Raw genomic sequence first — 13,866 nt, forward strand, 5'->3', positions numbered from 1 at the left:
ACATTAAAATCTTAATTTTTTGATTTCAACGCTATCAGATTAGTCTTTTTCTGAGAATCATGCGTGAACATTAAAACAAAAAACACATAGAGCAATGATAAAACTAATAGTGAATGCAAAAAACAATAAACCGCCGATGGTGACTATTAACCAATAGATACACCCATACAGCCTCTTAAATCTAACTTTGTCTTCTACAGAATCTATTGATTTACCATGATAAACCTGAAATCGTTCTTTAATGTGGTTTAACACTTCACTTTTTTGGCGTTCATAATTAAGCTCTGATTTCGCATAAAAATCATTTAAAAAGGCAAAGATCAAGCTACGTCTTTCCTGATCTGCATCCATAAAAGATTGGAGTAAATTGCTAAAATCTTGGCCTGTATATTCTTTAATTAAAATAACCAGTTCAAAGAACGATTCATTACGGGTTAGAACAGGGAATGGAGGAAAATAAGCAGTTGAAGTAAAATCCATTCTCAGGCGAAAATGAATCAATAACAAGGATCGATAAAACCATAAATAAACATAACGATAAAAGACGCCGCTAAGGATTGAAATGAACAGCCAAATAAATATCAGATGAATATCGTCCTTCGGAATTTTACACGATAGCTTATCAAGATTTCCAGCGAGCAAAGCTAAACCACCAATTGAAAACCCAACGAACCATGTTATCCAAGCGTCTACTTTTTCCCAAATCTTTAAAACAATGCTCTCATGATCGTTATAAGCTGTCGCTTGTGCTAACCTTATATCTTTAACAACTTGCTCCATTATATATTTTTTTGCAATCCTTTTAGTTCTTCGAGATAATCATCATCGCTTTTGACTTTCAATACAATGAGCTTTTTATTCCGAATAGCCCGATCATATATTTCAGCATTATCGAGCAGATCATGCTTGGCAAAAATGTTTTGATGTTCATCAGCGTATCGAAACCAAAAATATCCCCAAAACATGCATATGAAAAAAAAGTCATCATAATCCTTGAAATGCCAATGCCCCCAAATCGCCTCGCCAATAAAATACAACATTAAATAAACAGGGATATGATACTTCCAAGCACCAGACACAGATCCTAAGTAAGAGAAAAGTATGCCGAATAATAGCCACCAATTACTAAAATGAAACGCAAAAAATGTTACAAGCACCAAAGGGCCTGCTGTATACATAATTACGAGAAAATTAAAAGCTAGCTTTTTACCGCCTGTAAGAATTTGGTATGGTTCACCAACGAAAGTATAAAACAATTTATTGGCTTTAATCCCGTCTACAAATTGTTGATGAGTTATAGTCAATCCCAAGTTTTGTTCGGGATCGTTTAATATAGTTTGTTCAATTTCTTTATGATTCATTTGTGACACTTGAATAGGTAATTAAAGTTAATAAATTAAATCAACCTAAAATATAATATTATCTATGAGTGAAATATTGTTGATTGTAATTTTTTCTCATAATTAATATTATGTTAAGTAATACTAAACATTTAAAGGCCTATTGCAAAAACAGGCCTTTAAATAAGCTTCCCCTATTTAATTCTTTTTAGGCAAAGCATCAATTTTCTTTTGAACGTCATTAGCACCATTTGTATCTCTTATTCCTAAATAATAAGATTTTAAGTTGGTCAACGCATCTGGTGATTGCGGATCTAATTCAACTGCTTTCAATAAATATGGTTTTGCTAATGCAAATTGTGCATCTGATTTTTTTAATGCAGCATCATAAGCTTTTTGATCGTTTATAAAACGTGCAGCATTATAAGCGTCAATTGCAGGTGCCATGGTTACATAACCTAAATTTAAAACAGCCGGGAAATAATTAGCATCAATTTCTAATGCCTTTTTATATGCCTCAGCAGCCTTGGCAAAATCATCTGCCCGGGTTTGCTGTAACTTAGCTATTTGCGGATTTGGGACTGATTTCGTACCTGGTTTGGCTTGTGCAGCAGCTTTTTTATCCGCTTTCTCTAGTTTAGTGATATCTTTTTGCAAAGCTTCTGCTAACTGAGAATAAGTTAAACCAGAGTAGTAATATAACGCTTTATTGTTAGGATCTGCTTTAATAGCTGCGTCTATCTTAGTAATTAAGTCATTTCCTTGTCCTGCCTGCAGGTTTACCTCAATTTCTTCTTTGCGCAAATCGGCATTATTGGGAAATTTAGCTACAGATTCTCCCGCTGCTTTAATAGCACCTGCAGTATCCTTATTTAATAAATATAAGGTAGGCATATCAATATAGACTTTTACCTTGTCGGAATAATTGGTAGCCAAAAGTTTATTATAATTTGCGATAGCTGCAGAATAATTTTTAGCGTTTGATGCTGAAACGGCTGTGTATAATATTGCCGTAGTATCTTCCGGTATTAATTTTTGAGCAGAATCGAATGCATCATATGCACCTGTAAAATCTTTCTTTTGGTATGCCTTTACACCTTTGTCCAACTGAATTTGTGCTAATTCAAGGTTGGCGTGTTGTACTAATTTCGAAAACTCGTTTTTTGTATCGGTTTCCTTAGCTTTTGCTATTGCTTCCTGTGCGGTGGCGATTTCAGTAGCTGCTGTTGCCGATACGGTATCTCTATATGCTATTGACGCATAAATAGCAGCTTTTAACGCATAAGTTTGCGGTAAGGTGGCTGTTTTTGCATTGGTTGAAGCCTTGTCAATTGACGTTTTGGCCTCCATAAGCGAAGGTTTAGCAAGTGCAAAGTTCGCTCTTGATAGCCCATCATATTTTTCATATTGTGTTTGAGCATTGCTGAGCTCCCCTTTTTGCGCGAAGGCAGTTGTTGTAACTAACCCCAAAAGGGCTGCCATCAAAACTTTAATTTTCATGTTTTACTAATTAGTTAATAATTTAAGTTTAGTGTTTATCTTGTCTATTTGATCCTGGTTACCTGTTGTTGTGTATACTAATTGCAATAACTGCAAACATTTAACATCATTAGGGGATATTTCGTTTGCTTTTTCAAGCCACTGCCCTGCTCTTGCGATATCTTTTTTACTATCCTCGCCATGTTTTAGTATACCCGTTTTAAAATAAAGTATGCCCAGGTTATATACCGGATCATAATCAGTACCATTCAATTCAATAGCGCGTAAATATAATGATTCAGCTTTATCAAATTTATTTAAGTGATCGTAACAATTTGCTCCAACAAATGCAATCATCTCATTATTAGGGTTTTCATCTAATAACTGAGCTAACAGAGGCTCCAGAGCCTGGTAGTCCCTCTTGTTGCTGTAAATATTTGCTTCGTCAAGCAATAAATATTTATCGTCAGGCAGGTGTTTCCTTCCCTTTTGCAAAATTTGTAAAGCTTTTGAAGTGTCACCTATTGATTTATAGGTATTGGAAGCAGCTTCAATATATTCTGCTTTGGTGCTATCGGTCTTTAGCAGATCGCTGTAGTATTTTGCAGCGATAAGAAGATTTCCCAGCCTGTTATTGGCGTACGCGATATAAGCATTCAGGTTTTTGAACTCTGGTGCGTATTTATGTGCTTTCTGGAATGTTTGAATAGCGTTATTATAATCTGATATTCGCATATACTCAAAGCCCTTGCGCAAAAAAACATTGGCAATACAACGCCTGCAATAATCGATCTCGGGTTGATATTTATAATTCCTCTTGTCAGCAATTATCTTATCCAGATCGCTGCGGGTTTTATCAAAAAAATTGTCAGGCTGCTTTAGTTTATTTAATGAATCGATATAAGCAATGCTTGAGTAGACAACTGTTTTATACACATTCTTTTCCAGGTTTACTGAATCAGTATGTGTTTTCATTACGCTGTCTACCGATTTTTTGGCATTACTTAAGTACTTAAGGTCCTGTTTTTGTTTGTAGAATGCCAGGTTATTCACCACATTCTTCAACTCTTCGGTTTGACCAAAAGCAAACGATGTAATAAATAATAAAATAAGAAGCGGTAATATTACTTTACGGCCTGTCATATTTCTCTATTCAGTTTCTTCGTCGGTTGATGTTTCAGTATCAGGGTTTTCAGTTCCTTCAACATTGTCCTGTAATTCATCCTCCGAATCATCGTGTTCAATTTTTGCTACTGATGCGATCTCGTCATCACCTTTAAGCGTAATCAAACGAACACCCTGAGTAGCTCTGCCCATTGTTCTTAATTCGCTTATGGCTATACGAATGATGATACCAGATTTATTGATGATCATCAGATCCTCTTTATCAGTAACACCTTTTATGGCAACAAGTTTTCCTGTTTTATCAGTAACATTAAGTGTTTTAACACCTTTACCACCACGATTGGTAACACGGTAGTCATCAATATCAGTACGTTTTCCGTATCCTTTTTCAGAAACTACTAATACAGTTGTTTCCGGGTCATCGATACTGATCATGCCAACTACTTCATCGGTTTCATTATCCAGGGTAATACCACGAACACCTGTTGCGGTACGTCCCATTGGCCGCACTTTTGATTCATTAAATCTGATAGCTCTGCCCGATTTCAATGCCATTACAATTTCGCTGGTACCGCTGGTTAAATTCGCTTCCAGCAGCATATCCCCTTCATTGATATTGATTGCATTGATACCATTGGCCCTCGGACGTGAATAAGCTTCAAGCGAAGTCTTCTTGATGGTACCTTTGCGGGTACACATGATAATGAAGTTATTTTCGAGGTACTCTTTATCTTTAAGGTTGATTAGCTTGATATAAGCCTTGATATTTTCTTCTTTAGGAATATTGATGATGTTCTGGATAGCACGACCTTTAGAAGTACGTGTTCCTTCCGGAATTTCAAATACCCTGAGCCAGAAGCAACGACCAGCCTCGGTAAAGAAGAGCATGTAATTGTGATTAGAAGCAATAAGCAGATGCTCAATAAAATCTGCATCGCGGCTATTGCTGCCTATGGAGCCTTTGCCGCCTCTGCCCTGTCTGCGATATTCAGTTAAAGGCGTACGTTTGATATAACCTTCTCGTGAAATGGTGATTACAACATCCTCATCCTCTATAAAGTCTTCGGTATTCATTTCTGCAGATGAGTGCACCATTTCAGTTTTGCGCTCATCACCGTATTTTTCCTTTATTTCGGTAAGCTCATCTTTGATGATCTGCATACGTAAGCCTTCATCTGCCAAAATAGATTTTAAATATTCTATTTGTTTCATCAGCTCAGCATATTCAGCTTTGATCTTATCACGCTCAAGTCCTGTTAACCTTCTTAGAGTCATATCCAGTATTGCACGTGCCTGTATCTCGCTCAGGCCAAACTGGGTCATTAACCCGTCACGCGCTGCTTCTGGAGTATCCGAAGCGCGAATCAATCTGATCACTTCATCCAGGTGGTCAAGCGCAATCAGTAAGCCTTCTAATATATGTGCACGTTTTTCAGCCTCAGCAAGCTCAAACCGGGTACGACGTACAATAACTTCTAATCTATGCTCAACAAAATGATGGATCAGATCCCTCAGATTTAGCATCATTGGGCGGCCATGCACAAGTGCAATGTTATTTACGCTAAAAGATGTTTGTAGCGAAGTATACTTGTATAAATTGTTTAATACGATAGCTGCATTTGAATCTCTGCGGATTTCATAAACAATACGGATACCTTCTCTATTCGATTCATCACGAATGGCGGTAATGCCTTCCAGCTTTTTATCATTAACCAGTTCGGCGGTACGCTCAATCATCACCGCTTTGTTTACCTGGTAAGGTATTTCGGTAACGATAATACGTTCGCGGTCGTTATTATAAGTTTCAATTTCGGCACGGGCTCTTAATACAATACGGCCACGGCCGGTTTCAAAAGCATCCTTTGCTCCTTCATAACCATAGATAATACCACCTGTAGGGAAATCCGGGCCCTTGATGTATTTCATCAGCTCGGTCACTTCTATCTGGCGGTTATCCATCAATGCCATAGTAGCATCAATTACTTCCGATAAATTGTGCGGCGCCATGTTAGTGGCCATACCTACTGCAATACCCGACGCACCATTCACCAATAAGTTAGGGAATTTTGCAGGTAATACAGTTGGCTCTTGCAGCGAGTCGTCAAAGTTTAATTGGAAATCAATGGTATCTTTATTGATATCGGCCAGCATCTCTTCAGCTATCTTTTCAAGCCTTGCCTCTGTATAACGCATTGCCGCAGGGTTATCACCGTCAATAGAACCGTAGTTTCCCTGGCCTTCGACCAGTGGATATCGCAGGCTCCACTCCTGCGCCATACGCACCATGGTGTCATATACAGATGAGTCACCATGCGGGTGATACTTACCCATCACTTCACCGACGATACGGGCAGATTTCTTATAGGGTTTATTGTTGTTTAAACCAAGATCAAGCATGCCAAAAAGAACACGCCTGTGCACTGGTTTTAAACCATCACGAACATCTGGTAATGCCCGTGAAACGATAACCGACATTGAATAATCAATGTAAGCTGATCGCATTTCTTCATCAATATTTATTGGAATTATTCTGTCTTCTGGGGGTAGATTGCCGTTTCCTGTTTCGTCAGCCATTTTTATTTTTTTGTAGAATCTTCGCTTATAATTCGGTCATTAAAAATTGCTTTTTTAATGACCTGCGAAGTTAAGAAAATACTTCATTTTACAGCAGTATTTTATGAACATTCTGCATCAAAAATTACTAAAGAGTTAATATTTTTTACAATTCGGGAATTGCCGTTTTGGCACCTATTTAGACTTCTTCCAATACTCCTCAATTACCATTCCGCCAGGCAACGTGGCCATTAACGTGAGGGTGTCATTACGAATGGAGTACAAGTAGGAAACCGGCACATCGGTTAATTTGGAAGGTTGACTGCTGAAAGTTTCAGTTTCGATACAGGTATCCCCTTTTAATGAATAATTTCCGGCTTCGTATTTTTCGGGATTATTATTACTATCAATAACAAAGGCTTCAAAATGTGAATCATCATACTTTCTTTGCAAAGTATAACCAACGGGTGCTCCCTCCTTTTTACCGTTATAAATACCACCGACAAATTGCCATCTACCTTTCAAAGTTGCAGTCATGGTAAAAGACGATACCAGTGCAAAACTTAAGAACGATAATATGAAAATATTTATCTTTTTCATATTATCCAGTTAATTCCCTTTTTTAATAAACTCAGGGTTTTTTCTTCTTCACTTCCGGATATAGGTTGATAATTATAAACCCACTGCGCTGTTGGAGGAAGGCTCATTAAGATAGATTCGATCCGACCATTGGTTTCGAGTCCAAAACGAGTTCCTGCATCATATACCAGGTTAAATTCGGCATAACGGCTGCGGCGCTGGTACTGCCATGCCTGGTGTTTTTCGTTAAACTCTTTGTTCCGGTTCCGGTCAACTAACTCCAAATAGGTTGGTGCAAAAGTACGACCGACTGCTTTTGAAAATTCAAATAGCTGTTCCCAGCTAAGTTCTTCATTAGCTGTTAAACGGTCGTAAAATATGCCACCTATGCCACGTGTTTCGTTGCGATGTTTGATGAAGAAGTAATCATCCGCCCATAACTTGAACCGGTGGTAAAAATCGTTGTTAAATTTATCACACACCGATTTTAATTGCCCATGGAAATAACGGCCATCTTCTTCAAGCACATAATGAGGTGTCAGATCAATACCTCCGCCAAACCATCTTACCGGCTGACCTGAAGAAAAAGACGAAGGCATTTCGAAATACCGGATGTTCATGTGAATAATGGGTACCATAGGGTGGTTAGGATGAATTACAATAGATACACCCGTTGCAAAAAAATCGTCCTGCTCCACATTCAGGGCCTTTTTCATAGTATCGGGTAGATGACCATGAACAGCGGAGAAATTCACGCCGCCTTTTTCGAAAATACTGCCGTTTTGGATAATGCGTGTACGTCCACCACCACCACCTTCACGCTCCCATAGTTCTTCTTCAAAATGTGCTTTACCGTCAGCTAACTCAAGCGCTGCGCATATTTCGTTTTGTATCGATTGGTAATCTGCTGCTATCTGTTCCTTACTGATCATCGGGGCAAAGATAGGGATTTGGTTGATTGAGTTAGATTGGGTTGATTAGGTTTATTAGTTAATTGTGTTGACACTAGTTGTGAGATTACAACACTCGCTTAGTTAATCTGCCTCCAGATAATCTAAATCTTTGCCGAATGTTTCCTTTAATTGACTTACAGAAAATAATGCCAAAATACTAAGTATAGCCATCATGATATATCCGCTGGTAATCATTCCATAATGACCTTTTAACGCGAGAAAGGCTAGATTAATGGGCACCAATGATCCACGTACAAAGTTCGGCACTGTAGTGGCAACTGTCGATCGTATATTTGTCCCGAATTGCTCTGCTGCAATGGTTATAAATGTAGTCCAATACCCCACGCAAAAACCCATAAAAGCGCATAGCCATAGATATTCACTACTTGTCATGCCATCTGCACGCAGATAAACTATCACGCTTATTACCGATAATGTAAGGAAAACGTACATTGCCAGCTTTCTTGAACGGGTTAATTGGGACAATAGTCCGGCAGCTACGCCTCCAATTGCAATAGCTATATACGCATACAATATTCCGTCGCCGGCATTTAGTTTTCCTTTAGCATGCAATGCAACCCCAAATTCAGGCTGTAAAGAGATCAATACCCCTACTACATACCAAAGTGGAGCACCAATTAATATACAAAAAAGATATTTTTTGAACCTGGACCAATTTGTAAACAACATGAAAAAGTTCCCTTTTGATACTGTGGTTTCTTTAATATTCTTAAACATTCCTGATTCGAAAGTTCCAATACGTAATAAAAGCAACAGGATACCTAATCCTCCTCCAACGAAATAAGCATCCCTCCAGCCATATTTGGCCACAATATTTGCTGCTGCTGCACCAAACAATCCTACAGCAGCTACTATCATCGTACCATAGCCTCTTTTTTCTTTGCTTAACGTTTCACTTACTAATGTTACTCCTGCTCCCAGCTCACCTGCCAGACCTATCCCTGCTATAAAACGTATAATTGCATAAGTTTCCGGATCATGAACAAAACCATTTGCAAAATTGGCCAGAGAATATAGGGTTATGCTGCCAAAAAGAACTTTTATACGACCAAGTTTGTCGCCAAGTACCCCCCACAATATGCCGCCAAGCAGGAGGCCAATCATTTGCCAGTTCACAATATTGATACCTTTTGTCAATAAATCAACAGGTTTAACCCCAATATCTAACAAACTCTGTTTCCTTACAATCAGGAAAATTAACAGATCGTATATATCAACAAAATAGCCTAATGAGGCTACTAAAACCAAAAAAACGGCGTTTCGTGTAAGTTTGTTTGAAGCTGTATCAGTCATAAAAGTGATAAATTTGCCGGGCTAATTTAATGGTATTTCGTAAACATTAGCAAAAAAATACCATCAAACAGGCTTGATCTCTAAGCTTGGATTGTCAACTTCATTCACTTCCAAATAGTTAAGATCTTTACCAAAAGTTTTTTTTAACTGGCTTAATGATATCATTGCGATAATATTGAGGATTGATATCATAATATAGGCGCTATTTATCATTCCGTAGCTGCCTTTGAATGCGATAAACCCAAAGTTGATGGGAATGAGTAAAGCCCTTACAAAATTTGGAACCGTAGTAGCAACTGTCGACCTGATGTTTGTGCCAAACTGCTCGGCTGCAATGGTTATAAATATTGGCCAAAAGCCGGCGCCAAAGCCCATAAATATGCAAATCCATATAAACTGCCGGTTGGTAATGCCTGTTGAACTCAGGTAAGCTATTTCAGCAATTATTAAAAGGACCTGGAAAACAAACATCGTTAGTTTTCTTGATTTAGTGATTTGCGAAAATAAGCCGGCAAATATGCCGCCAATGGCAATGCCTATATACAGGTACATTACACCTTGTCCGGCATCTAACGGTTCTTTGGCTCGCAGCGCTATTCCAAATTCGGGTGCTAAATTAACAAGCACCCCGGTCACTAACCATGACGGTGCCCCGATCAGGATGCAGAATAAATATTTTTTAAACCTTCTGAAGTTGGTGAACAGCATGAAAAAGTTGCCCTTTGATACTTTAGTCTGTTCTATGTTTTTGAACATGCCTGACTCAAAAGTCCCCAACCTTAATAACAGCAATATCACGCCTAAACCGCCCCCGATAAAATAGGCATTGCGCCAACCAAATTGGGCAGCAAAAACAGCCGCAGAAGCGCCTAAAAGACCAATTGCCGAAACGATCATTGCCCCATATCCTCTTCTCTCCTTGCTCATGGTTTCGGTTACAAGAGTGATACCTGCACCCAACTCTCCGGCAAGACCGATACCTGCGATAAACCTGATCACGGCATAAGTATTTACATCGTGTGCAAAACCGTTGGCAAAATTGGCAATGGAGTAAAGTAATATCGAACCAAAAAGAACTTTGATGCGCCCCAATTTATCCCCCATCACGCCCCACAATATGCCGCCGATCAGCAATCCTGCCATCTGAAGATTGATGATGTATATACCTTCAGAAAGTACATTATCCGGGCTAACGCCTATATCAAGCAGGCTTGCTTTCCTTACTATGGAGAAAACCAGGAGGTCATATATATCAACAAAATAACCCAGAGAAGCAACAATAACCAGCATGATTATATTGCGGGCGGTTTTAACTGTGTGTGAATCAGTCATGAAGGTGATAATTAGCTATTGTAATTTATGTAATTAATTAAATACCCGCTAATTATTTTTTTGGCACAAAAAAAACCCCTGTATCCGTACAGAGGTCTTTTAATTCAGAATAAATGAATTATATCTTTTTCACGTTTACCGCCTGTAATCCTTTTCTGCCTTCTTCCACATCATATTGCACGTTATCGTTATCCTTAATGGCATTTACACCGCCTTGTACATCTTTGAAATGTACAAAAAGGTCTTTACCATCTTCGGTTACGATAAAACCGTAGCCTTTTTGTGTGTTAAACCATTTTACTTTTCCAGTCTTCATAATAGTATTATCCTTAATAAAAAAAATTGTTAGAGAGATTAAAAACTAAGGCAAACTGAAATAAAATTGGTATTAATTATCAGAAAGCATTATAATATTAACCCGTTTTCCAAATATATAAAATTATTATATAACAAATAAAAATTATTTATTTGGTTGCGGAGTCGTTCTCAGGTATGGTTTTATCACTTTAAAACCTTTCGGAAACTTAGCCGGAATGTCCTCTGTTTTAACTGCAGGGACTATAATTACGTCTTCTCCCTGCTTCCAATCAGCCGGTGTAGCTACACTGTAATTAGCTGTAAGCTGTAAAGAATCGATCACGCGGAGTATTTCCTGGAAGTTTCTTCCCGTTGATGCAGGGTAAGTAATGGTCAATTTGATCGTTTTATCAGGCGCGATAACGAACAAGGAACGTACAGTAGCTGTTAATGAGGCGTTTGGATGGATCATATCATACGCCAAAGCGATCTCGCGGTTCTCGTCCCCTATTAGCGGGAAGTTTACCTCAACGTTCTGGGTTTCGTTAATATCGTTGATCCAGCCTTTGTGCGATTCAACCGAATCTACACTTAGTGCGATCACTTTTACATTTCGTTTGTCAAATTCATCTTTTAGTGATGCTGTTTTGCCTAATTCGGTGGTACATACTGGTGTATAATCCGCAGGGTGTGAAAATAATACGCCCCAGCTGTTGCCCAGGTATTCGTGAAAATCTATTTCGCCTTGTGATGTTTTGGCCTTAAAGTTTGGGGCTACATCGCCTAATTTTAAGCTCATAATGTTTAATATTTAGTATGATTTAATATTTAATATGATGATAAAGTTACAGTGATTGTTAATATAATCAATAGAAAATTGAAAATATCTATCAAATACATATACAATATAGAATTAAAATTACACCAACATTATAATCAAATTGTTGTTGATGCTATTTGAGACACTAAACTGTTACTTACTTAATGGAACGGCATACCTATCAAACAGGAATTATTGGCAATTGCGCCTATTTAGCACACATCAATAAAAACACAAACATCGACTGGCTTTGCTGGCCACGTTTTGACAGCACATTTATTTTTGGTGGGTTACTGGACAAGAAAAAAGGCGGTGAGTTTTCGATTTTACCGGATGGTGAATACACCTCGCATCAGTATTACCAGGAAAACACCAACATACTCATCACGGAGATAACCGTTAAAAGCGGCGGGAAATACAGAATAACGGATTTTGCGCCGCGTTTTTATCAAAATCAACGCTATTATAAGCCTTTAATGCTTGTCAGAAAGATAGAGGCGTTAGAAGGATCACCGAGAATAAAAGTAAAATGTGAACCTGTATCTGAATATGGGGATATCAAGCTTGAGGTGAACCGGGGCAGCAATCATATTCAATATTTGGGCGGGAACGAAAATATACGGCTGACTACCAACATACCGATCAGTTACATTTTCGAATCACATGCCTTTGTGCTGAATGAACCCAAATACATGGTGATGACCTACGGTGAACCGCTGGAAGCACCATTGATAAGCACCACAGATCGTTTTTTACAGGAAACCGTCCGCTATTGGCAAACCTGGATCAAACACTCCTCTATCGCAACATTTTATCAGCCATTTGTAATACGATCCGCCCTTGCCTTAAAAATACACCAGTATGAAGATACTGGAGCCATTATAGCTGCGAGTACTACCAGTTTGCCCGAATTTCCGGGAAGTGGGCGTAACTGGGATTATCGCTATTGCTGGCTGCGCGATACTTATTATGTGATTACTTCGCTGAATCACATTGGTCATTTTGAGGAAATGGAAAAGTATTTTAATTATGTTACTGATATTTCATTTTCAGAGGATTTCAGATATCAACCTTTGTATGGTATTACCGGCCAAAAAACATTAACGGAACGTATATTAAATAACCTTGATGGCTATATGGGCAACCAACCTGTGCGCGTTGGTAACCAGGCTTATGAGCACATTCAAAATGATATTTATGGACAGGTTTTGGTTTCGGTACTACCACTTTATACGGATCATCGTTTTATATTTTCGGAGCGGAAGGATTCGGCACGCTGGATAGAATACTTGTTGAACAAGATAGATAAGACTATAGATGAAAAAGATGCCGGCATATGGGAGTTCCGCAATATGGCAAACATACATTGTTATAGCAATTTATTCCAGTGGGCAGGTGCCTGTGCTGCTGAAAAAATGGCACGTACTATCGACCATAAACAACTGGTACGTAAGGCTGTCTCTTTAAAGAAACGCGCAGCAAAACATATCGAAAGTTGCTATGATCCTAAAAGAAAAGTTTATACCAATTCGGCGGGCAGTCCCAACCTGGATGCCAGTACATTACAGTTAATCATGATGAATTATCTCGACCCCGCATCAAAAAGGGCAAAGGATCATTTAGCTGCATTAGAAAAAGAGCTAAAAGCATCTAATGGATTATTTTACAGATATTTATATAAAGACGATTTCGGCAAACCTAAGACCACTTTCCTGATATGTGCCTTTTGGTACGTGGAAGCGCTGGCTGCTGTTGGCAGGATAGATGATGCCTTAAAAGAATTCGAAAATCTGCTTCAATTCTCTAATCACTTGTTATTGTTCAGTGAGGATGTTGATGAAGAGAATGGCAGCCAATGGGGTAATTTCCCCCAGGCATACAGCCATGTGGGATTGATGAATGCAGCCTATCGTATTGCGATGAAGCTGGACAGGCCGATATTTTTATAGAATGTCATTGGTCACTGGTCATTGGTCATTGGTCATTGGTCATTAGTCACTGGGCAGTGGTCAGTGGTCATTAGTAATTGTTGCTATATAATTATGTAAACTAATGACTGATGACCAATGCCTAA

12 protein-coding genes are annotated in these 13,866 nt (G+C 38.5%); 1 reads left to right on the plus strand and 11 read right to left on the minus strand.

Translation table 11 applies throughout. The features are described 5' to 3' along the window. Positions 1 to 57 precede the first annotated feature (57 nt). From ACPPVU_RS16150 to ACPPVU_RS16200, 11 genes are all read right to left on the minus strand, one after another. Positions 58 to 780, minus strand: a complete 723-nt coding sequence (locus ACPPVU_RS16150) for a hypothetical protein (protein ID WP_426667555.1) — start codon at positions 778 to 780, stop codon at positions 58 to 60. Continuing rightward, on the minus strand, positions 780 to 1,361 hold the full coding sequence (locus tag ACPPVU_RS16155) for a hypothetical protein (RefSeq protein WP_426667556.1): 582 nt from the start codon (positions 1,359 to 1,361) through the stop codon (positions 780 to 782). The genes ACPPVU_RS16150 and ACPPVU_RS16155 overlap by 1 nt, the downstream gene beginning before the upstream one ends. A gap of 177 nt (positions 1,362 to 1,538) precedes the next feature. Next, a complete protein-coding gene (locus ACPPVU_RS16160) occupies positions 1,539 to 2,840 on the minus strand; it encodes a hypothetical protein (RefSeq protein ID WP_426667557.1) in 1,302 nt (433 codons plus the stop codon). A 6-nt stretch (positions 2,841 to 2,846) separates the two neighbouring features. Further along, positions 2,847 to 3,962 carry a tetratricopeptide repeat protein gene (locus ACPPVU_RS16165; RefSeq protein ID WP_426667558.1) on the minus strand — a complete coding sequence of 372 codons (1,116 nt, stop codon included), beginning with the start codon at positions 3,960 to 3,962 and terminating at the stop codon, positions 2,847 to 2,849. Positions 3,963 to 3,968: 6 nt separating this feature from the next. Continuing rightward, positions 3,969 to 6,518, minus strand: a complete 2,550-nt coding sequence (gyrA, locus tag ACPPVU_RS16170) for a DNA gyrase subunit A (RefSeq protein WP_426667559.1) — start codon at positions 6,516 to 6,518, stop codon at positions 3,969 to 3,971. Positions 6,519 to 6,692: 174 nt separating this feature from the next. Then, entirely contained in the window at positions 6,693 to 7,097 is a 405-nt protein-coding gene (locus ACPPVU_RS16175) for a hypothetical protein (RefSeq protein WP_426667560.1), read from the minus strand. Continuing rightward, the gene (gene hemF / locus ACPPVU_RS16180) at positions 7,094 to 8,008 is read right to left on the minus strand and encodes an oxygen-dependent coproporphyrinogen oxidase (protein ID WP_426667561.1); all 915 of its coding nucleotides are present in this window, start codon (positions 8,006 to 8,008) and stop codon (positions 7,094 to 7,096) included. Before hemF ends, ACPPVU_RS16175 begins: the two co-directional genes overlap by 4 nt. A gap of 102 nt (positions 8,009 to 8,110) precedes the next feature. Beyond that, complete coding sequence (locus ACPPVU_RS16185) at positions 8,111 to 9,343, minus strand: MFS transporter (RefSeq protein WP_426667562.1); 1,233 nt, start codon at positions 9,341 to 9,343, stop codon at positions 8,111 to 8,113. A gap of 63 nt (positions 9,344 to 9,406) precedes the next feature. Continuing rightward, positions 9,407 to 10,675: an MFS transporter gene (locus ACPPVU_RS16190; RefSeq protein WP_426667563.1), complete on the minus strand. Its 1,269-nt coding sequence runs from the start codon at positions 10,673 to 10,675 to the stop codon at positions 9,407 to 9,409. Positions 10,676 to 10,793: 118 nt separating this feature from the next. Then, a complete protein-coding gene (locus tag ACPPVU_RS16195) occupies positions 10,794 to 10,991 on the minus strand; it encodes a cold-shock protein (RefSeq protein ID WP_426667564.1) in 198 nt (65 codons plus the stop codon). A 144-nt stretch (positions 10,992 to 11,135) separates the two neighbouring features. Further along, positions 11,136 to 11,771 carry a peroxiredoxin gene (locus tag ACPPVU_RS16200; protein ID WP_426667565.1) on the minus strand — a complete coding sequence of 212 codons (636 nt, stop codon included), beginning with the start codon at positions 11,769 to 11,771 and terminating at the stop codon, positions 11,136 to 11,138. A gap of 185 nt (positions 11,772 to 11,956) precedes the next feature. On the opposite strand from ACPPVU_RS16200, the gene ACPPVU_RS16205 reads away from it, so the two are divergent. Next, positions 11,957 to 13,741 carry a glycoside hydrolase family 15 protein gene (locus tag ACPPVU_RS16205; RefSeq protein WP_426667566.1) on the plus strand — a complete coding sequence of 595 codons (1,785 nt, stop codon included), beginning with the start codon at positions 11,957 to 11,959 and terminating at the stop codon, positions 13,739 to 13,741. The last annotated feature ends 125 nt before the right edge of the window (positions 13,742 to 13,866 follow it).

The sequence above is a fragment of the Mucilaginibacter sp. McL0603 genome, from assembly GCF_049992945.1.
GTDB lineage: Bacteria > Bacteroidota > Bacteroidia > Sphingobacteriales > Sphingobacteriaceae > Mucilaginibacter.

Bases quoted from the DNA above. Each gene is read 5' to 3' on its own strand.
- hemF (WP_426667561.1), bottom strand. From the start codon at position 8,008: ATGATCAGTAAGGAACAGATAGCAGCAGATTACCAATCGATACAAAAC.
- ACPPVU_RS16205 (WP_426667566.1), top strand. From the start codon at position 11,957: ATGGAACGGCATACCTATCAAACAGGAATTATTGGCAATTGCGCCTAT.
- ACPPVU_RS16175 (WP_426667560.1), bottom strand. From the start codon at position 7,097: ATGAAAAAGATAAATATTTTCATATTATCGTTCTTAAGTTTTGCACTG.
- ACPPVU_RS16155 (WP_426667556.1), bottom strand. From the start codon at position 1,361: ATGAATCATAAAGAAATTGAACAAACTATATTAAACGATCCCGAACAA.
- ACPPVU_RS16195 (WP_426667564.1), bottom strand. From the start codon at position 10,991: ATGAAGACTGGAAAAGTAAAATGGTTTAACACACAAAAAGGCTACGGT.
- ACPPVU_RS16165 (WP_426667558.1), bottom strand. From the start codon at position 3,962: ATGACAGGCCGTAAAGTAATATTACCGCTTCTTATTTTATTATTTATT.
- ACPPVU_RS16185 (WP_426667562.1), bottom strand. From the start codon at position 9,343: ATGACTGATACAGCTTCAAACAAACTTACACGAAACGCCGTTTTTTTG.
- ACPPVU_RS16200 (WP_426667565.1), bottom strand. From the start codon at position 11,771: ATGAGCTTAAAATTAGGCGATGTAGCCCCAAACTTTAAGGCCAAAACA.
- ACPPVU_RS16160 (WP_426667557.1), bottom strand. From the start codon at position 2,840: ATGAAAATTAAAGTTTTGATGGCAGCCCTTTTGGGGTTAGTTACAACA.
- ACPPVU_RS16150 (WP_426667555.1), bottom strand. From the start codon at position 780: ATGGAGCAAGTTGTTAAAGATATAAGGTTAGCACAAGCGACAGCTTAT.
- gyrA (WP_426667559.1), bottom strand. From the start codon at position 6,518: ATGGCTGACGAAACAGGAAACGGCAATCTACCCCCAGAAGACAGAATA.
- ACPPVU_RS16190 (WP_426667563.1), bottom strand. From the start codon at position 10,675: ATGACTGATTCACACACAGTTAAAACCGCCCGCAATATAATCATGCTG.